The organism is Candidatus Aquiluna sp. UB-MaderosW2red, from assembly GCF_900100865.1.
Classification (GTDB): Bacteria; Actinomycetota; Actinomycetes; order Actinomycetales; family Microbacteriaceae; genus Aquiluna.
Genome location: NZ_LT627734.1, coordinates 196731 through 215554 on the forward strand (window position 1 = coordinate 196731; position 18824 = coordinate 215554).

Consider the following 18824-nt stretch of genomic DNA (forward strand, 5'->3'; position numbering starts at 1 on the left):
GCTCAATTGGCTTTCTGTTTAGAGCAGGCCTGCCCTGGTGATTAAATCCGTCCTTGGGTTTTCTTGAGGCAGTTCGGCTTCGAACTGCTCTAGAAAACCTTTTGCTTTTTCTGAAATATGCGCGGGCACAGCTATATCCACCGTGGCCAATAAATCCCCCTGGTGATTCGCTAGTTGAACACCCTTGCCTTTGACCCTCAAGGTTCGGCCATTTGGAGTGCCGGGGGTAACCTTAAGTTTTACCGGCTCGCCCCCCAGGGTTGGCACCTGAATAGTTGCCCCTAGAACTGCCTCGGAAAATGTAACCGGGACTGTGACCCTCAGGTTATCGCCGTCTCTGATGAATACCGGATGAGCTTTCACGCGAATCGTTACAACCAAATCTCCGGCAGCACCACCATTTGGTGACTGCTGACCCTTGCCCTTGAGCTTTAGTTTTTGATTATCCAAAATTCCAGCAGGAACTTTCAGGGTAATCGGATCGCTCCCGATTCTGAGCTTCACGGTGGAGCCGTGAATCGAATCGATGAAATCGATGGTTTGGGTTGTGGTTAGGTCTGCTCCGCGCTGGGGTCCGCCAAAGCCACCAAAACCACCTGGAAAGCCGCCTTGGGAAAAACCGCCGCCACCGCCAAATAGATTGCCAAAGACATCCTCAAAGCCGCCGCCTTGGCCGCCGCGGCCGCCGGCTTGGAAGCGAGCGCCGCCACCCATGGCTCGGACCGCATCGTATTCCTTGCGCTCCGAAGCGTCTGAAAGAACATCAAACGCCTCGGAGATGTCTTTAAACCGAGCTTCTGCCTTCGCATCCCCCGGGTGCAAGTCGGGGTGGTTTTCTTTGGCTAACTTGCGATAGGCCTTTTTCAGATCAGTAGCCGAGACGTCCTTAGACACTCCGAGAATCTTGTAGAAATTTTTTTCAATCCAGTCTTGTGACGCCACTTAGCTCACCCTCTTAGGAAATTATTCGCTTACGAACACTGCGACCTTAGCTGGGCGAATCATGCGCTCGCCCAACAGGTAGCCGTGTTCAATCACGTCTGCAATTGTTGGTTCTGAAACTTCGGAGTTGGGGGTTTGGATCAATGCATCGTGGCGTTCCGGGTCAAACTTCTCGCCCTTCTCTCCAAAACGCTTTAAGCCAAACTTATCGCCAGCTGTTTTTAGCTTTTGGAAAATGGCTGCCATTGGGCTGCCTTCAACTAAATCGCCGTGAGTTTCGGCTCGAGTCAAATCATCGAAGGCGGGCAAGAAGGCCCTGATTGCTTCGGCCACTGCCGCCTGACGCTCAACTCCACGGTCACGCTCCACGCGTGTGCGATAGTTCACAAAGTCGGCCTGTAGGCGTTGCATATCCTGGAATATTTCTAGCTCTCGGTCAACGGCGTCTTTTTGAGTGTCGAATAATTCGGTCGAGGGCTCGACTGGCGAGCCCTCTTCCTTCATTTCTTCGTTTGGATCGCCCTGGTTGTGCTGAGGATCGTTGATGTTTTCCTGGGACATTATTTCTTGTCCTTGGTGTCGTCTTCAGACTCATCTTCGTCGACCACTTCGGCGTCAACGACATCTTCCTCTTGGGCTGCCTCGGATTCTGGTTCGCCTTCGGCCGGCTGTGCGGCATAGATTGCCTCACCTAGCTTTTGCTGAGAGATAACCAGTTTGTCGTGAGCGGCCTTCACTGAAGCGAAGTCATCGCCGGCGAGCGCTGTCTTAAGCTCATCGACATCGGCCTGAACCTCGGTCTTGACCTCTTCTGGCAGCTTGTCCTGGTTGTCCTTGATTAGCTTCTCGGTTGAGTAAACCAGTTGTTCGGCTTGGTTGCGGGTCTCTGCCTCTTCACGACGCACCTTGTCTTCGGCTGCGTTTTCTTCAGCATCCTTCACCATGCGCTCAATCTCTTCTTTGGATAGCGAAGAGCCGCCGGTGATGGTCATTGACTGCTCTTTGCCGGTGCCCTTATCCTTCGCGGACACGTGCACAATTCCGTTGGCATCGATGTCGAAAGTGACCTCAACCTGCGGGACACCCCTCGGTGCTGGAGCAATGCCGGTTAGTTCGAAGTTTCCTAGTGACTTGTTATCCCGAGTGAACTCGCGCTCGCCCTGGAATACCTGAATCGAAACACTGGCCTGATTATCGTCTGCGGTTGTGAAGGTCTCTGACCGCTTGGTTGGAATCGCAGTGTTTCTGTCGATCAACTTGGTCATGATGCCACCCTTGGTTTCAATGCCAAGTGCTAGTGGGGTCACATCGATCAGCAGTACGTCCTTGCGCTCACCACGAATTACTCCGGCCTGCAGTGCTGCACCCACCGAAACCACCTCGTCGGGGTTCACACCCTGGTTCGGGCTCTTGCCGCCAAGCAAGCTGGTCACCAATGCGGTGACAGCTGGCATGCGGGTAGAGCCACCGACCATTACCACGTGGGCGATGTCGGCGACTTTGACGCCGGCCTCCTTGATTACATCCAAGAATGGCTTGCGGGTGCGCTCCAATAGATCGGCGGTCAATGCCTCAAACTGCGCGCGAGTGATGTTTTCGTCTAGGTTCGCTGGGCCCGACTCGGTTAGCGAAAGATATGGCAGCTGAATCGAAGCTGAGGTTGACTGACTCAGTTCCTTCTTCGCCTGCTCGGATGCCTCTTTGAGGCGCTGCAGAGCAATCTTGTCTTTAGAGACATCGACACCGGTGGTCTCCTTGAACTTTTTGACCAGGTGGTCAACCAGTCTCTGGTCCCAGTCATCGCCACCGAGGCGGTTGTCTCCGGAGGTTGAACGGACCTGAATGGTTGAGAAGTCATCGTCTTTACCAACTTCGAGAAGCGAAACATCGAATGTTCCACCACCTAGGTCAAACACCAAAATCAGCTCGTCTTCTTTGCCCTTATCGAGCCCATAGGAAAGAGCAGCTGCGGTTGGCTCGTTGATGATGCGAAGAACATTCAGGCCGGCGATCTCGCCGGCCTCTTTGGTTGCTTGGCGCTCAGCGTCATTGAAGTAGGCCGGAACGGTAATAACCGCGTCGGTCACGCTCTCCCCAAGATATGTCTCGGCATCGCGCTTTAGCTTCATCAAAATCCGCGCTGAGATTTCCTGCGGGGTGTAATTCTTGTCTTCGACCTTGAACTTCCAGTCGGTGCCCATGTGGCGCTTGACTGAAGAAACGGTGCGGTCAACGTTGGTCACGGCCTGGCGCTTGGCGGTCTCGCCGACCAAGATGTTGCCGTCTTTAGTGAATGCCACAACCGATGGTGTGGTTCTGAAGCCCTCTGCGTTTGAAATAACCTTTGGTTCGCCGGCCTCAAGCACTGTAACCGCGCTGTTGGTGGTCCCTAGGTCAATGCCCACTGCTCTGCCCATTTGGATCTCCTTCTAATTTATAAATGAATTGCGACCTAAGTTGAGTCACCTGCGCTCAAGTCTTATGTAGTAAAACCAAGTTGTCAAGTTTTCATTCCCAAACTTGAGTCACCTAGGCTCAAGTTTTTTAGGCGCTAGGGTTCTAGCCATGGCCCAACTCGAATTCGAAGACCTTGCACCGCTAGCCCGACTAGCCCGGGCCGGACTGAACGAATCCTTCCACCTGGGGGTGGCCGCACTGGTTGATAAAACAGGCAAGCTAATTGATTCTTTGGGGGATGTTTCAAAACCCATCTACCCAAGATCCGCAATCAAACCAATTCAGGCCTTTGTGATGCAAGAGCTTGGCCTGAGGCTAACGGGCGAGGAACTAGTAATCACGATGGCCTCGCATGCTGGAACCGAGGCCCATGTTGATCTGGTGAATAGTGTTTTAGTTCGAGCCGGCATGGATGAATCCAGCCTTTTATGCCCGGTGGCATTTCCAGGAAACCCGGAGGCAAGATCCCGAGTTGTCAAAAAGACCAGGTCACAAATGAACTGCTCGGGCAAGCACGCAGGTTTTTTAGCAACGGCACAGCTAAGCGGCTGGAGCACCCATGACTATCTCGAGCTTGATCACCCGCTTCAGCAGCAGATTCTTCACAAGCTGGAACTTTGGGCCGGAGAAAAGGTTTCGGTTTCTACTCAAGACGGTTGTGGGGCGCCGTTATTCGCAATCTCCACCCATGGCTTGGCCAAAGCAATGGCCAACTTTGCCCAAGCCGACCTGGTGCTGATGAATGCTGCAAAGTCAAACCCCTGGGTAATTGGCGATTATGAGTCTCCGGACGCCGTCTTTTTAGAGCACGGCATTATGGCCAAGATCGGCGCTGAGGGCGTGTTCATAGCTATCACCGATTCGGGCCACAGTGTCGCGGTGAAGATAGCCGATGGTTCACACAGGGCGGCCCCCGCTGTCGCCGCCAAGCTCTTGGTAAACCGAAAGCTGATCTCCGCATCCGTGTTTCAGGATATCTTCGAAAAAACAGCGCCCAAGGTAATGGGTGGGGATTCAAAAACCGGCGGCCTGGTTCTTGACCTTTAGCACCGCTTGCTCCCTAAACTATTTGCATGATCAACGCCGATGTTGCTGTTCCTAAGTCAAAACGCAAGGGCACCTTTGCCTGGGCCTTATGGGACTGGGCGGAGCAGCCCTTCCCGACAATTTTCTCCACCTTCATCTTTCCGATCTACATCACCTCAACCGCGTTTGGTTCCCCCGAAGATACCTCTCGGGCTTTAGGGCTGGCCACCACCATAGCCGGGGTTATGGTTGCACTCGCTGCACCGGTATTTGGCAGAAGATCCGATGAAGCTGGCAGGCGCAAGTTTTGGCTCATGATGAACACCTTCATTCTTGCTGGCGTCATGGCCTTGTTGTTCTTTATTACCCCAACACCCTCAATGCTTTGGATTGGCTTGGCAATCTTCGCCTTTGGCGGCTTTATTCAAGAAATCGCCTTCATCAACTACTACGCAATGCTCAGACAGGTCTCCACCGAAAAGAACATTGGCCGGGTCTCGGGTTTTGCTTGGGGACTGGGCTATCTCGGCGGCATCGTGCTGTTGGTAATTTCGTTGGTTGGTTTTATTCAAACCGAGAATCCCTGGTTTGGAATTCCGTTGACAGACTCGACAAACATTCGTGCCGTATTCCTGTTCAGCGCTATTTGGCTGCTGGTGTTCTCCATTCCGCTGTTTGTGAGTGTGAAAGAAGTCAAGGCAAAGGAAAACCGAACCAAAGAAAGCATTATCGATAGCTACTTCAAGCTCTGGAGTCAGCTGAAATCCCTGAGGCGCCAAGCCCCCGAGACCTTTAAGTTCCTTATTTCCAGCGCCATCTATCGAGACGGTTTAGCCGGAGTATTTGCTTTTGGTGGAGCACTTGGGGCTTTGGCATTCGGATTTGAGCTTGCCGAAGTGATTATCTTCGGCATCGGAGCGAACATAATGGCCGGAATCGGCGCCATGATTGGCGGGATCATGGATGACAAGATTGGTGCTAAACGAACAATCATGATCTCGCTCATCGGCTTGATCACCTTCGGCTTTGGGGTATTCGTGTTCGCCGACCTTGGCCCCATCACCTATTGGGTTGGCGGCTTAGCGCTCACGCTGTTTGTTGGGCCCGCACAAGCCGCCTCAAGGTCTTTCGTGGCCCGATTTACGCCAGAGGGTCGAGAGGGTGAGGTCTTTGGCCTCTACATGACCACAGGTCGTGCGGTGAGCTTCTTGAGTCCGCTGCTCTGGACCACCTCGATATCAGCAGCCTTAGCGTTGGGGATCGCTAACGCTCAAGCCACCGTCTATGGAATCCTGGGCCTGATGTTGGTTTTAGTGGTTGGCACAATCTTGATGTCCAGAGTGAGCCCCACCCCACAAATCATCAGTGACTAGCTAAAAAGCGACGAGGGCTTTGGGTCACGAAAACGCCTATGTTACAGAATCTGGCTCTACAAACTGTAGAATTTGAGACATGTCCGATAAGCGCAAACAGGGTGAGCTGGAGAGCCAGATCATGGGGTGCCTGTGGGATAGGCCCGATGGTCTCAGCTCTCAACAAATCTTGGCGCTTATGGGCGATGATCAACTGGCAATCACAACAGTGTTGACGGTCTTGTCACGCTTGGGCGATAAGGGCATGGTCTTTAGAGAAAAGCTCACCGGCAGGACATTTGTCTTTAAAAGCGTGAAGTCGCGCGAAGAGCACACCGCAGCAATGCTGCTCGGCGCATTTGATCAAAGTGCTAACCCGGCCCTTGTTTTTTCCCACTTTGCCTCTGGCTTATCCCCAGCCCAAATTGCCTCACTCAAAAAGGCTCTCAACTAAGGCTAATCTTCCTAAATGGAGTCCAATTTTCTAATTCTGATTCTTCTTATTGAGTTAGTCATGCTCGTCACGGTCTCCGCACCCCTATTTTTCGCAGGCAGGTTCGATTCTCACCCAGATATTGGTATGGCGTTGTGGTTCTTTTCTCTGATGGCAGCGATTTTGGCAACTGTTGGTGCGTTTGGGTTAGCAACTTGGTCGATTTTTGAGACCTGGCTTCGCCTGAGTGAATCGGCGGACCTCGGCTTTACTATCATCGCAAGCTTCGCGCCATGGCTTTTATTAGCCTTAGCGGGTGTTCTTCTAGCGCTTGTGAATCAGAGACTTTCACCGATGTTTCGGGCGGCCAAGGACATTGACGTTCTTGCAAACCTGGTATCACGCGAAGTGATGACGCATCGCGGAATTCAGGTTATGGAGCTAGACATACCGGGGTATTTTGCAGTCTCAAGAAATAAAAAGATTTACCTTTCCAAGGCAGCATTTAGGCTGCCACAAAGACAGCTGGATGCGATATTGCGCCACGAGATGGGCCACATCAAACTCAACCACGAGTCGGTAAAGCGGTTCGCCTATTTGATCTACAGCCTTTTGCCCTGGTTCGCAGCCTCCAGGGCCTTGAAGTTTGAGGTGGAGCGTTTGTGTGAGCTAAGCGCCGATAAGTACGCGCTTAAAAAGGTTTACTCAAGGGACCTTTACGAGGCCCGAGGGTTATTTACTAATTGAGCGGCTCAGTGCCCACATCGGTGATATGGAAATTCAGATGGCTGCGCGAAGCCGTTGGCCCGCGCTGCCCCTGATACCGAGAGCCATATTTCGATGAACCGTAGGGGTTTTCGGTCGGACTAGAAAGCTGGAAAAAGCACAACTGCCCGATCTTCATTCCCGGCCAAAGCTTGATCGGCAAGGTTGCCGTGTTAGAAAGCTCGAGAGTCACGTGTCCGGTGAAACCGGGGTCCACAAAACCAGCGGTTGAGTGGGTTAGGAGCCCAAGTCTTCCGAGCGAACTCTTGCCCTCCAGTCGAGCTGCAATGTCATCCGGCAAAGTCACAAACTCAAAGGTAGATCCCAGTACAAATTCGCCTGGGTGCAAAATAAAGCACTCGTCTTTTTCCACCTGGACCAACCGGGTTAGGTCATCTTGTTCTTCGCGAGGGTCGATAAAAGGGTATTTATGGTTATCGAACAACCTAAAGAATCGATCTAAGCGCACGTCCATGCTGCTTGGCTGAATTAGGTCCATGTCCAGTGGCTCAAGGCCGATTCGACCTTGCTCGATTTGGGCTTTGATGTCTCTATCGGATAGCAGCATGGCTAAAAGGTTAGTCGCTCAGGGTTGGCTTTTGAGCTCTGGCTCATGGGATGATTCCTAGATGCTAAAAAAATATACAATCCGCTTTCGCATCTACCTGGTCACCGCCATCCTGGGGCTCATCACAGCCTGGGTTCTCAATGGCATCGCCTCGGTGGGCGGCCAGAACTACATCACCGCTTGGTTTGGTTCCGCGGTGGATTGGGTATTGTCAATCGACTTACTTTTGGTTGGCGTAGCAGTGGTGACATTCATGCTGGTCGAGGCCAAAAGACTCGGCATGAAAAGGGTTTGGATTTATCTGGTTTTATCGGGAGTGACAGCCATGGCCTTCACATTCCCTTTATTTATGGCATTCAGAGAAAAAAGGCTTCTGGAACTGAGGCTTGCCAAGGGCAAGTTGGAGCGATTCGAGTTTGATGAACACAGGGTAGATATCTGGGTTCCAAGGGACCTAAACCCCGAGACTCCGGTATTAATAATGCACGATGGCCGAAATGTTTTTGATGAAAAAGACTCTTATAACGGCAAAACCTGGGAGGTTTTGAGCGCAATCAAAGACGAACTAGAGGGCCCACAACCGCTTGTTATCTCGGTCTGGGGCCTGAGTGATGAGACTCGAATCAGAGAGCTCTCCCCACAATCAATCTCTGATAATCACCAGGATATTTGGGATACCTACCCCGATGAATACAAGACCACCGGAACCCAAAGCTTTGGAGACGCCTACGTCTCGCTGGTTTCAGACGCGATATTGCCTTTTGCGCTGGATAAATACGGAATCAGCCACAACCCCAAGCGAACCGCCATCATGGGAGCTTCAATGGGCGGACTAATTTCCCTCTACGCCATGGCACACCGGCCAAATCTCTACGGCACCGCAATCTGCTTTTCAACCCACTGGCTATTTGGCGGCCAAACTGCCGTCAAGGAACTAATTGGAATGCTGCCCGAGGGCACCAACCACCGCGTTTGGACCGATCGCGGTACCTTGGATCTAGACGCCAATTACGGACCTTTTCACGAATCCGCAACCAAAGCACTCGAGGCCAAGGGTTTTGAGGCGCCAGGTAGCCTAGTTTCCGCCACCTACCCGAACACGGGACACCACGAAAAGTACTGGTCTAAAAGGGTTGGCGATGCTTTGAACTGGTGGCTAGCTAGCTAGCTGCAGCCTTATCGGCAAAGACAACTAGGTCGGGGTGGTTTGCGAGGTAGGTCACCGGGTATTCGGAGTTTTCAACTCCAGCCAGCAGCATCGAAAGCGCGTGAGCCTTGGATGCTCCGGTGGCGATCAAAACCAGCTTCTTGGCTCTAAAAATGGTGGCTATTCCCTGACTGATTGCAGCCTCCGGAGCCAGGTCTCCAAAGTCTGCCTTATTGGCTACTCGGGTTTCTTGACTCAGCTTTACCACCCTGGTCTTTGATAAGGGGTCTGAGCCCGGCTCATTAAAGGCAATGTGACCGTTTGTTCCAACACCCAGAATCTGCAAATCAACCTGCTCTTTTAGGATCTCTGATTCGAATGCAGTAGCTTCTTTTTCAAGATCCACCGCTATGCCAAGCGGAACCCGAATGGTGCCAGCTGCAAAAGCAAGTGGCTCTTGGACCAGTTTCACCAAGTAGCTATAAAAAGACCTCGGGTCATCCTGGGATAGGCCAACATACTCATCCAGAGCAAAGGCCTTTTTGACACTCAATGGGGGCCTTTTGGCAAGTTCTTGGTAGAGCGGCACCTGGGTGCCACCAGTGGCAACACCCAGGACTCCATTTTGTGGAAAATTCTCAGATATGTAGTCAGCTGCTGCCGAACAGGCCTCTTGGGCCGTGTCTAAAGTCTCGAGTTTCATGCCCTAAATGCTCCATTCGGTGCCCTGGAAAGCCATTTGGCATTTCACGAACCTAAACCACCAACCCTGATTCAATAATTAGGTCCAGTGACATAGGTAGCCTAGCAAACTGGCTTCCTGGCTCACCCAAGTGGTCTACCTGATTAGTGGGCGATTAGTTAGAACGGCGGCAGTAACTCTGAGCTAAAAGCATCTGGCATCGAACCGGACATAAACCGAATAACATCCTGATCAACCAGCACGTCTCTGATCTCAATGGCTCGATTGAGATATAGCCCTTCTAGCGAGCGAACCCGCGACAGGGCAACATAGGTCTGGCCCGGAGAAAATGCGCCACGGCCCATATCGATCTGGACCTCATCGTAGGTTTGGCCCTGGGACTTGTGGATGGTTACAGCCCAGGCAAGCCGTAGTGGTATCTGCTTGAACTCTGCCAGGGTGATTGGCACGAGGGTTTCCTTGACCTTGCCCGAGGCCTCGTCGAACTTCTCCTCAATTTCGTAGCGAACCTTTTCCCAGGTAGCGGGACCAACCTCTAGGTTCTCGCCATCAACCTCGACTAAAACCGTGCCGATTTTGGTCAGCGCGACCACCTTGCCGATTGTGCCATTCACCCAGCGCCTAACCGAGCCACCGGTTGGGGTCTTCATTCCAGAAGAATCATCGTTTTTGATGAACATCACCTGGGCTCCAACCTTGAGCTCGAGCTCGGTTTCGGCTGGGAGTGCGCGGCCAAATATCTTTGCGGCATCTGCGGTGAAGGTGGCCTTGAATTTCTTGGGCTCGGAACCAATCAGACTCATGCGTTGTCGGTTCACGGAGTCGACCGTGGCGTTGATTGTCGCAAGCCTGATCACATCCGGGTGATTTGGGAAGCGATTACCGGCCTCGTTGAGCCTCGAGAGCATCTCGTGGGTCACTGATCCGTCTCGAATTGCGTTCAGAATCTCCTTGAACGAGTCGTCCGATTGCCTAAAGATTTCACCCAACTCGAAGCGCTCAAGATCTGATTCGCGCCAAACGTGGGCATCAAAAAACCAACCGGATTGGTAGTTCTCTGCCATGTAGCCGCGCTCAACCGGGTCGTTTGGCGGCACTGGTGCTAGCTGATAGGGGTCACCAAACATCACCACCTGAGCACCGCCAAAGGCCTCTTTGCGCTTGCCTCTGGCAATTCTCAGAGACCGGTCAATCGCATCCATCATGTCCGCGGAGACCATTGAAATCTCATCAATCACGAGCATGTCCAAGGCCTTTAGGACCTCTCTTGTGCGCTTTGACATGTGTCGCCCAAGATCTACCTCACCCAATAATCCAAAAGGAAAAGTGAAGAGCGAGTGAATGGTCACTCCGCCAACATTTAGGGCAGCGACTCCGGTCGGAGCGCAGACGGCGAAGGACTTTTTCGTGTTTGAGGTTAGGTGCGATAAGAGGGTAGATTTCCCAGTGCCAGCCTTACCGGTGACAAATACCTGGCTCCGGGAGTCCTCGATGTATTCAAAAAGCGCGCGCTGCTCATCGCTTAGTTCGATGATCATTTTCTACGATCCTCAATTTTGTTCAACTTCTCAAACATGTCGTTGTAGTCGGTGACATCCTGGTTGCCGGTGCGGTCTGATGCGCGATCCAGCCGCTTACGCTCTCTGGCATCCGATTTGGACCATTGAGTTACGGCAATCAGGGTAATGATGATGGTTGGAATCTCTCCCACCCCCCAAGCGAAAGCCCCACCAATTGCTTGATCAGCAAGCGGGTCCGGTCCCCATGGTCTGCCCATTGCCCCAAACCAATCGGCAAGTAGCAGACTCTGCTCATTCATAAGCCCGAGTCCAAAAAAGGCATGGAAAGCCATTGTGCCAATCAACACCATCAGCTTCACTGGAAAATTGGTCTTGTGCGGCTGCGGGTCAACCCCGATTATGGCCTGCACGAACAAGTAACCGGTGATCAAAAAGTGCACCAGCATCCACTGGTGACCGATGTGCTCCTCGGTTGACCACCGAAATAAGGGCGTGTAATAGAAAATAACCAGAGACAGTGCAAAATTTAGCGCCGCAAATATCGGATTAGATACAAACCAGGCAAAAGGAGTATGAACCGCCCAAAGCACCCATTCACGCAAACCCCTGGTGTCATCGGTCCTAGGTTTTTGAGCTCTTGCTAATAGCGTCACAGGCGCCCCGGGCACCAACAAAACCGGCACCAGCATTGATAGAACCATGTGGCCAACCATGTGAACGCTGAATAGGTATTCCTGATATGCATTTGGGGCGCCGTTGGTGACATAGAACAGCACCAACATCCCGCCTATCCACGAACCTGTGCGCCCAATCGACCAGGAGTCGCCTCGAGCTCTAAGAATTCTGACCCCATTGAGGTAGACCAAGATTCCAAGCACGCTAATGGTTGCCCATAAGACGTCGATATCCCAAACCGTGAACCAACTCATTTGAGTCAGTTCGGTTGGCAGCGGGTCACCACTTAGCAATTCGGCGGGAGTCGGTGGCACAAATTCGACCCCGCTCACCGGAGGGGCGGTCTTGGCGAGTGCCGTCCCTAACCCAATTGCAAGGCCCATAATAAAGATTTCAAAGCTTGCGAGTCTTATAAAGCCAGAACCATTAGACATCTTGTCAATCAGAGACTTGCGATGCAAAGCGCCCATGACTCCAAGGACAATCAACAAGCCAGCTTTGCCCATGAGCAAAAGGCCATAGTTTGAAAACAAGTCTGCAAAGCTGTAAAGCCTGATAAACCCCGATGTGAGGCCCGAAATAGAGACCACTATGAAGGCGAATAGTGCCAAAGTCGAGTAGCGACTTGTCAAAACCTTCGCTCGCTTGGCATCGTCCCCAAACACGGCAAATAACGCCACCAAACCGCCCACCCAGACCGATATACCAACCAGGTGCATCAACATCGAGTTCACAGCCAGAGCGTGCCCTGCATCAGCAGAAGCGTGCCCCGACTCTGCCAGAGGATAAAGACCCGCAAGAGCTATGGCCGCATTTATTGCACCGCCAAGCTGGGATTTAAAGGCCAAGGCGGAGAGGCTTAGCAACAGCGCAAACCCCAGATTGAGCGCCAATAAAGTGCCAAGCTCAATCTGGGTAGCAAAAAGCCAGAGGCTGTCGGAGAATTCCGACCCAAAAGAAAGTTCGCTGCCGGAAGCCGATAGAAAGGTGAAGACAAAGTTCACTGCCCCGGAGCCCAACCAGATAGCTGCCGACCAGGCTGCGAGTTCCGCCAATCGAGCTCTTTCGAGCGCGTTGCCGGCAAAGGCCGAAAGAACCAGTGAACCAACCGCAGTAGCCATCGAAAGGTTCATAATCAACTTCGCAACCGGTGCCCCGAATCGAACCACTGGGCCAGGGTCAGAGAAAATCAGCGGGCTCGCCCCGCCGCCAATAATCAAGCCAATGACTAATGCAAAGATTGCGCCAATGGCAAGGGTTGTTACCGACCTGAGGATGCGCTTGGTGGTTTTTGCTGTCACCTGGTTAGCCTCGGGAAGAATCTCGGGGTCTTTTGGGCGTAAGCCTTATAGCCTCGGTATTTTCTGCTCAAAAGAGTTTCCTCAAACTCAGTCTTGATTCGCAAGAGCGTGTAGAGCATCACAACGACTATTAACTGAGGCCACCATCCAGCATCAAGCACCACACCCATGCTCAAGACCAGCAGCGCGAAATATATCGGGTGTCTGACTCGGGCGTATAAACCCGTGGTTACCAACTCACCATCGTTTTTAGGAATTGGAGAAGCGGTCAGCGAGCGACCCAGCCGCAAAAAACTAATCAACAACAAAGCCGCACCGATGACAAAAAAGATTAACCCGATGACAGACAGAACCGGACTGAGGGCCCCGTAGGGCTGATCCATGCGAGGAGCAAGAAACAATAGGGCGATCAGGACAAACTGCAGCAAAACATAAAAGTTTGCTCTATAGCGATCGGTCATCCCTTAACTTTAGCTTCTGATTAAACCAAAAACGGCGCTGGTTGCCCAGTCGCCGTCTTCGAGTTTTGTTTGAGTTACTTAACTACAGCCTTTAGCTTGCTGCCTGCAGATACCTTGACGGTTGCAGCTGCTGCAATCTGGATGGTGGCGCCGGTCTGTGGGTTGCGGCCGGTGCGCGCTGCACGGTGGCCCTTTGACACGGTTAGGTAACCAGGAATGGTGACCTTGTCATCAGCTTTGATGGCTGCACCGATGGTGTCAAACATCGCGTCGATAACGCGACCGACGGCGGCCTGTGACTCGCCAGTGTGCTTTGCAACGGCTGCTACGAGCTCGCTCTTGTTCATAATGTCCTCCTGGACGTCTAAAGACAGTGTTGTCATAATTAACTTATAGCCCTCAGGTGCGATGGATGAGTAACGGCTCGGCGTGTTGAAAGTGATTTTTTAGGTACCTATCCCTTTATTCATAGGGCTGTTGGGGACTTTTAGGCTTTTCGAATTGCTCGTAGGGCCCAAAATTCTACCCAAGCTTCAAAAAGGTCTAGTTAAAAACTAACCCCCGCCCATCAAGGCCTCAGGGCCTTTGCTGCGCGGGGGTTAGATAAAACTTATTTACCAGCTGGATTTAGTGATGCCCGGCAATTCACCTTCGTGAGCCATCTTGCGAAAGCGCACACGGCTGATGCCAAACTTAGAAAGCACTCCACGTGGTCGGCCGTCAATCATGTCGCGGCTGCGAACTCTAACTGGAGAGGCGTCGCGAGGCAGCTTCTGCAATCCCAAACGGGCTGCTTCTCTTTGCTCAACGGTGGAAGTTGGATCGACTAAAGCCTTCTTTAGCTCGAGGCGCTGAACGGCGTAGCGCTCGACGATTACCTTGCGCTGCTCGTTACGAGCAATCTTGGATTTCTTAGCCATCTCTAGCGCTCCTCACGGAATTCAACGTGCTTGCGCACAACTGGGTCGTATTTTTTCAAAGTGATGCGATCTGGGTCGTTGCGGCGGTTCTTTTTGGTTACATATGTGTAACCGGTCCCGGCAGTTGACTTCAACTTAATGATTGGACGAATGTCCTTATCCTTGGCCATCTTGGTCTTCCTAGATCTTTTCGCCGCGAGCTAGAAGCTCGGAGATAACGGAATCAATTCCACGAACATCAATTATCTTGATGCCACGGGCTGATAGTTGCAAAGTAACCTTGCGGCCCAGCGATGGGACGAAGTAGGTCTTTTTTTGAATGTTCGGGTCAAATCGACGCTTAGTTTTGTTCTGAGCGTGCGAAACCTTGTGACCGAACTGCGGCGTGGTCTGTGTGACCTGGCAGTAAGCAGCCATTTTTCCTCCTAGGGCGCGTTTGCCCGAAGCATAAGTTGGGGATTGATGGGGCAAAGCCCCTAACAACTCCACTATTTTAGGAGGTTTGTAGGTTCAATAGCAAGTCTTGATTGAGAAAAATCAACCAGCCACGCCACAGTTGCCACAAATCCCAAATAGTTCAATGCTGTGGCTCACGTCTTTGAAGCCGTGAGACCCAGCGATTCGCTCGGTTGCGAGTTCAAAATCAGGTAATTCAAACTCTTCGGTGTGCCCGCATTTTCGACAAATCAGATGGTGGTGGTGCTTGGGCGTGCAATTGCGATATTTGGTTTCGCCATCCTCGGCATTGAGCGCATCCGCCTCTCCACCTAAAACCAGCTCGGTCAAGGCGCGGTAGACCGTTGTTAGGCCCAACTTCTTGCCATTGTTCAGAATCTCTTGGTGCAACTCTTGGGCGGAGACAAAGCCTCCGAATAAATCCAACTGCTCTTTCACCGCGGTTTTTTGCCAAGTGGCTCGCTTTAGAGTCAAGCTGACACCCGCCTTTTTGACTTAATAACTCCCAATCCCCTAGATATCAGGTAGATCGTGAACGATATCGTGGTGACATAAGGGCTGATTGGCAATCCAGCGCCCAGCGCTAAGAAGATACCCCCGAGCATTGAGATTGCTGCGAAACCAACGCTCAAAACTGGAACCCAGATCTGGCTCGAACTCAACCTCAACGCAGCCGCTGCTGGTGTGACCAAAATTGCCAGTACCAATAGAGCTCCAACAATCTGAACCGCAGCCGCGACCGCAAGGCCCAGCAACATAACAAATCCAATGCCCAGCAGTTTGACGTTAATCCCCCTCGCCGCGGCCACCTCAACATCCAAAGACGCAAAGGTCAGTGGGCGCCAAATCACAAGTAGCGTCACAACCACCGCGGTTGCAATTCCAGCCATCCAAAAAAGCTTTGGGTCATCGACTGCGACGATTTGGCCAGTTAGCAATCCAAACTTATTTGCGGATCGGCCAGGGTAAAGCGATAAGGCCAAAATACCAATCCCGAGCCCAAATGGCATCAGCACCGCAACTATCGAGTTGCGGTCTTTAGCCTTATCGCCTAAAAAGGCGAGGATTGCCGCTGCCGCCAAAGAGCCAACTATTGAGCCGGTCACCACATCGAGCCCAATTAGCAAAAAGATTGCCGCCCCGGCAAAGGACAACTCGGATATTCCGTGAACCGCGAAGGAAAGCTCCCGGGTCATTACAAAAACCCCAACTAAACCGCCAATCAGAGCCAAAAGCGCTCCGGCAATTAGAGAGTTTGTGACTAGCGGCAATAACCGGTCGTAGTCATTGAAGTCAAAGAGGATTGGAAAATCCATTTAGGTCCACTCCTCATCCTCGTGGTGGTTATGGTCATGGGCTCCAAGCACCACGACTCGGCCCTGGTTTCTAACCACATCGATCTCGGTGCCATAGAGCTCTGATAGGACATCTGATTGCAAAACCTCATCCGGAGTTCCAATTGAATAGCGGCCTTGCGCTAGATACAAAACCCGATCTACATAATCGATAATCGGATTCACGTCGTGAGTGACAAATAAAACGGCAGCCCCGTGCTCCTTGCGCTTTTTATCAATTAGCGCACTAACAATCTCCTGGTGATTTAAATCCAGCGCACTCAGCGGCTCATCGGCCAGAATGAGTTTTGGCCCAGAGATGATTGCCTGGGCGACCCTGACTCGCTGCATTTCGCCCCCTGAAAGAAGGCCAACCGGACTTTCGGCCAAGTGGCTGGCCTCAACAGCTCTTAGGGCTTTGAGTGCGAGTTCTCTTTTTTGCTTTGAGGGCAGCGGTAACCCGAAGACGTGACCATCTAAACCAAATCGAACCGCATCCACCACCTTGAGAGGCAGACCGGAGTCCACCACCCTGTGCTGCGGGATGTAGCCGATCTGAGTATTGCCATGGCCTGAGGGCTTGCCCAAAAACTTTACGCTGCCACTGGTGAGTTGCTGCTGGCCCAGGATGGCCTTCAAGAGCATCGACTTACCGGAGCCGTTAGCACCGATCACCGCTATGAATTCACCCTGCTTTACATCCAAACTCAAGTGATTCCAAATCGATCTTTCGCCAAATTTCAAACCAGCATCTTTGATTTCTAGAATATTGGCCATTTAGTAGATTGCCTCTTGAAGTTGGTCGATGACCTGAGCCATCCAGTCCAAATAATCCAAATCCACAGGCAGCAACTCACTAAAATCAACAACCGAGGCGCCCGATGCCTGTGCCACCTGGCTCAGCTCTTTAGAAATCTGGTCCGATACTTGGGAGTTGGTGACCAAAAGTATGGCCACTTTGCCCTCGAGGAGTTCCTTACTTTCGCTAAGCGCGGTTAATGGAACCTCGCGCTCTTCCTCAACGGCCCTTGCCAACGCCACAGGAGTCATGTTTATGAACCCAGCATTTTGCAGCATTCGGTTTGCCACGCCCTCGGGGGCGATTACACCAAGCCCTAGGGCCCTATCCCGCAGGGCTTCAACCCTGATCTCCAGGTTTGACAGCTCCCTGACAAAAAAGTCATAGTTCGTATTTATTTGGGCAAATGCCTCTGGTCGAAGTTCGGTTATCACGGCAGCCAAATCTTCAGCCGCTTTCTCCACTCTCCCAAGGTCGTACCAAATGTGTTCGTTGTCCGATTCATTCGAATCAGCCGGATCAATCAGAGGCAGAACCGTCTTGGTTTCCGGGGCGGCAGAAATCAAAGTCAACATGAAATCGTCGTAACCGCCTCCGTTATAGACCACAAGCTCCGCATCGTTGATAGCCAGCTGATCTCTTGCAGAAGCCTCGTAGGAGTGGGGGTCTTTTGCTACCGAATCAATAATCGTGGTGACCTCAACCCATTCGCCCCCAACAAGCTCGATGATGTTGGCCCAAACGTTGGTCGAGGCGACAACCTTGATAACGCCGGTGTCGCCGTCCCTAGTCAAAGTCGGGCTCGGTGACGGGTTGGTGGTCGCCGAAGGGGAGTCTCTGCTAAAAATAACCGGGCCAAGGGTCAGTCCTGCAATTAGTGCAACAAAAATTCCAACGGCCGTTAATACTTGCCAACGCTTCATTGACTAGACATTACTCCTTATTGAAAATGATTATCTAAAAGAAGCAGTCGGCCATCCGCTTTTGGCGGTGGCCGACCAAAAAACCCTCTTGGGTTATTAGATCCCAGCGATTGAGTCCAAGATGCTTCCCATCCACTGCTGGTAGGTGGAACCTTCAGGCAGGAGTTCATCGAATTCCAACACTGGCACGCCGGATTCTGCAGCCAGCTGTTTCAAGGCATCAAGAGTTGGCGATGTGGCTTGCTCGTTCACGGCCAAAAACTGAATATCCCCCGAAGCAATTAGCTCCCTGGAATCCGCAAGAACCCTTGCCGATGGCTCGAGACCGGCTTCTTCAGTCTCGGCGAAGCCCTCCGGGGTCAAATTCTTAAATCCGAGATCTTTGAATAACAAAGCCGCAAGCGGGTGAGCTTCAAAATAGTGAACCTCGGAGCTAGTCAAAGCGTCTCTCTTGACCTCAAGAAGCTCAATTTCAGCTCCAAAGGCCTCTGCGTTTGCACTAAAAATCGCAGCATTTTCGGGTTGCAATTCGCCGAGCTTGATTGCGATCATCCCTGAGACGTATTCAACAAGATGCAGGTCATACCAGGTGTGGTCTGAGCCATCGTGATCGCCATGGGCTGCATGAGTTTCGCCTTCGGCATGAGTTTCACCCGAATCGGAACCCTCTTGGGCCTCGTGAATCTCATAGGCATTGAATACCTCGGTGCCGGCACTACTGGCCAAGACCTCTGCAAACTCGTCATAGCCTCCGCCATTAATGACAAAGAGCTCTGCCTCTTTGATTGCTAGCTGATCTCTGGCACTGGCCTCATAAGAGTGCGGATCAATAGCCGGGTCTGATATTAATGCGGTCACATCGAAGAAGTCGCCGGCTATCTGACTTGTGATATCAGCCCAAATGTTAGTGGTGGCAACAATGCTCGGCTTAGCATCAACAACCTCCTCACTCTGGGGAGCACAACCGGAAAGAGCGAGTGCGGTGCTGGCGGCAATAAATGCGCCCAGGAACCTAAAAGTATTTTTATTCATAACGAAAAGT

The 18824-nt window shown here is 52.0% G+C and carries 22 protein-coding genes; 5 read left to right on the forward strand and 17 right to left on the reverse strand.

Translation table 11 applies throughout. The annotated features are described in order from the left end of the window. Window positions 1-18 precede the first annotated feature (18 nt). From BLP47_RS01050 to dnaK, 3 genes are read right to left on the reverse strand one after another with little or no spacing between them, the layout of a single operon-like run. The gene (locus tag BLP47_RS01050; protein WP_091849546.1) at window positions 19-942 is read right to left on the reverse strand and encodes a DnaJ C-terminal domain-containing protein; all 924 of its coding nucleotides are present in this window, start codon (window positions 940-942) and stop codon (window positions 19-21) included. Window positions 943-963: 21 nt separating this feature from the next. Then, the gene (locus BLP47_RS01055; RefSeq protein WP_091849548.1) at window positions 964-1503 is read right to left on the reverse strand and encodes a nucleotide exchange factor GrpE; all 540 of its coding nucleotides are present in this window, start codon (window positions 1501-1503) and stop codon (window positions 964-966) included. Beyond that, window positions 1503-3359, reverse strand: coding sequence for a molecular chaperone DnaK (gene dnaK, locus BLP47_RS01060; RefSeq protein ID WP_091849550.1), 1857 nt, complete (start codon window positions 3357-3359; stop codon window positions 1503-1505). Before dnaK ends, BLP47_RS01055 begins: the two co-directional genes overlap by 1 nt. 148 nt (window positions 3360-3507) lie before the next feature. Between dnaK and BLP47_RS01065 the strand changes: the two genes are divergently transcribed. The 4 genes from BLP47_RS01065 (at window position 3508) to BLP47_RS01080 (ending at window position 6957) form a co-directional block, all read left to right on the forward strand. After that, window positions 3508-4446: an asparaginase gene (locus BLP47_RS01065; protein WP_091849552.1), complete on the forward strand. Its 939-nt coding sequence runs from the start codon at window positions 3508-3510 to the stop codon at window positions 4444-4446. Between the two features lie 26 nt (window positions 4447-4472). Then, the gene (locus tag BLP47_RS01070) at window positions 4473-5798 is read left to right on the forward strand and encodes an MFS transporter (protein ID WP_091849554.1); all 1326 of its coding nucleotides are present in this window, start codon (window positions 4473-4475) and stop codon (window positions 5796-5798) included. A gap of 79 nt (window positions 5799-5877) precedes the next feature. After that, entirely contained in the window at window positions 5878-6231 is a 354-nt protein-coding gene (locus BLP47_RS01075) for a BlaI/MecI/CopY family transcriptional regulator (RefSeq protein WP_091849555.1), read from the forward strand. A 15-nt stretch (window positions 6232-6246) separates the two neighbouring features. Beyond that, complete coding sequence (locus BLP47_RS01080) at window positions 6247-6957, forward strand: M48 family metalloprotease (protein WP_091849557.1); 711 nt, start codon at window positions 6247-6249, stop codon at window positions 6955-6957. On the opposite strand, the gene dcd is transcribed toward BLP47_RS01080, so the two are convergent. Further along, entirely contained in the window at window positions 6950-7543 is a 594-nt protein-coding gene (gene dcd / locus BLP47_RS01085) for a dCTP deaminase (protein ID WP_091849559.1), read from the reverse strand. The genes BLP47_RS01080 and dcd overlap by 8 nt on opposite strands. A 61-nt stretch (window positions 7544-7604) precedes the next feature. On the opposite strand from dcd, the gene BLP47_RS08400 reads away from it, so the two are divergent. Next, the gene (locus BLP47_RS08400; RefSeq protein WP_157671317.1) at window positions 7605-8711 is read left to right on the forward strand and encodes a DUF2834 domain-containing protein; all 1107 of its coding nucleotides are present in this window, start codon (window positions 7605-7607) and stop codon (window positions 8709-8711) included. Here BLP47_RS08400 and BLP47_RS01095 read toward each other — a convergent pair. From BLP47_RS01095 to BLP47_RS01155, 13 genes are all read right to left on the reverse strand, one after another. Further along, window positions 8704-9393 carry a glucosamine-6-phosphate deaminase gene (locus BLP47_RS01095; protein WP_091849561.1) on the reverse strand — a complete coding sequence of 230 codons (690 nt, stop codon included), beginning with the start codon at window positions 9391-9393 and terminating at the stop codon, window positions 8704-8706. The two genes, BLP47_RS08400 and BLP47_RS01095, sit on opposite strands and share 8 nt — an antisense overlap. Window positions 9394-9551: 158 nt before the next feature. Beyond that, on the reverse strand, window positions 9552-10931 hold the full coding sequence (locus BLP47_RS01100; RefSeq protein ID WP_091849563.1) for an ATP-dependent RecD-like DNA helicase: 1380 nt from the start codon (window positions 10929-10931) through the stop codon (window positions 9552-9554). Beyond that, complete coding sequence (locus BLP47_RS01105; RefSeq protein ID WP_091849565.1) at window positions 10928-12889, reverse strand: cytochrome c oxidase assembly protein; 1962 nt, start codon at window positions 12887-12889, stop codon at window positions 10928-10930. Before BLP47_RS01105 ends, BLP47_RS01100 begins: the two co-directional genes overlap by 4 nt. Continuing rightward, complete coding sequence (locus BLP47_RS01110) at window positions 12886-13350, reverse strand: isoprenylcysteine carboxylmethyltransferase family protein (protein ID WP_091849567.1); 465 nt, start codon at window positions 13348-13350, stop codon at window positions 12886-12888. Before BLP47_RS01110 ends, BLP47_RS01105 begins: the two co-directional genes overlap by 4 nt. 74 nt (window positions 13351-13424) lie before the next feature. Further along, a complete protein-coding gene (locus BLP47_RS01115; protein WP_091849568.1) occupies window positions 13425-13697 on the reverse strand; it encodes an HU family DNA-binding protein in 273 nt (90 codons plus the stop codon). Window positions 13698-13964: 267 nt separating this feature from the next. Beyond that, a complete protein-coding gene (gene rpsN, locus BLP47_RS01120; protein WP_091849570.1) occupies window positions 13965-14270 on the reverse strand; it encodes a 30S ribosomal protein S14 in 306 nt (101 codons plus the stop codon). A gap of 2 nt (window positions 14271-14272) precedes the next feature. Next, the gene (gene rpmG, locus BLP47_RS01125) at window positions 14273-14440 is read right to left on the reverse strand and encodes a 50S ribosomal protein L33 (RefSeq protein ID WP_091849572.1); all 168 of its coding nucleotides are present in this window, start codon (window positions 14438-14440) and stop codon (window positions 14273-14275) included. A 10-nt stretch (window positions 14441-14450) separates the two neighbouring features. After that, window positions 14451-14687: a 50S ribosomal protein L28 gene (rpmB, locus tag BLP47_RS01130; protein ID WP_091849574.1), complete on the reverse strand. Its 237-nt coding sequence runs from the start codon at window positions 14685-14687 to the stop codon at window positions 14451-14453. Between the two features lie 120 nt (window positions 14688-14807). Further along, the gene (locus tag BLP47_RS01135) at window positions 14808-15200 is read right to left on the reverse strand and encodes a Fur family transcriptional regulator (RefSeq protein ID WP_091849576.1); all 393 of its coding nucleotides are present in this window, start codon (window positions 15198-15200) and stop codon (window positions 14808-14810) included. Next, entirely contained in the window at window positions 15197-16042 is an 846-nt protein-coding gene (locus BLP47_RS01140) for a metal ABC transporter permease (RefSeq protein ID WP_091849578.1), read from the reverse strand. Before BLP47_RS01140 ends, BLP47_RS01135 begins: the two co-directional genes overlap by 4 nt. Next, window positions 16043-16837: a metal ABC transporter ATP-binding protein gene (locus tag BLP47_RS01145; protein WP_091849580.1), complete on the reverse strand. Its 795-nt coding sequence runs from the start codon at window positions 16835-16837 to the stop codon at window positions 16043-16045. Beyond that, window positions 16838-17782 (reverse strand): metal ABC transporter solute-binding protein, Zn/Mn family, encoded by a 945-nt coding sequence (locus BLP47_RS01150; RefSeq protein ID WP_091849582.1) that lies wholly within the window; start codon window positions 17780-17782, stop codon window positions 16838-16840. 96 nt (window positions 17783-17878) lie between these two features. After that, window positions 17879-18814 (reverse strand): metal ABC transporter solute-binding protein, Zn/Mn family, encoded by a 936-nt coding sequence (locus tag BLP47_RS01155; RefSeq protein WP_091849584.1) that lies wholly within the window; start codon window positions 18812-18814, stop codon window positions 17879-17881. Between the last annotated feature and the right edge of the window lie 10 nt (window positions 18815-18824).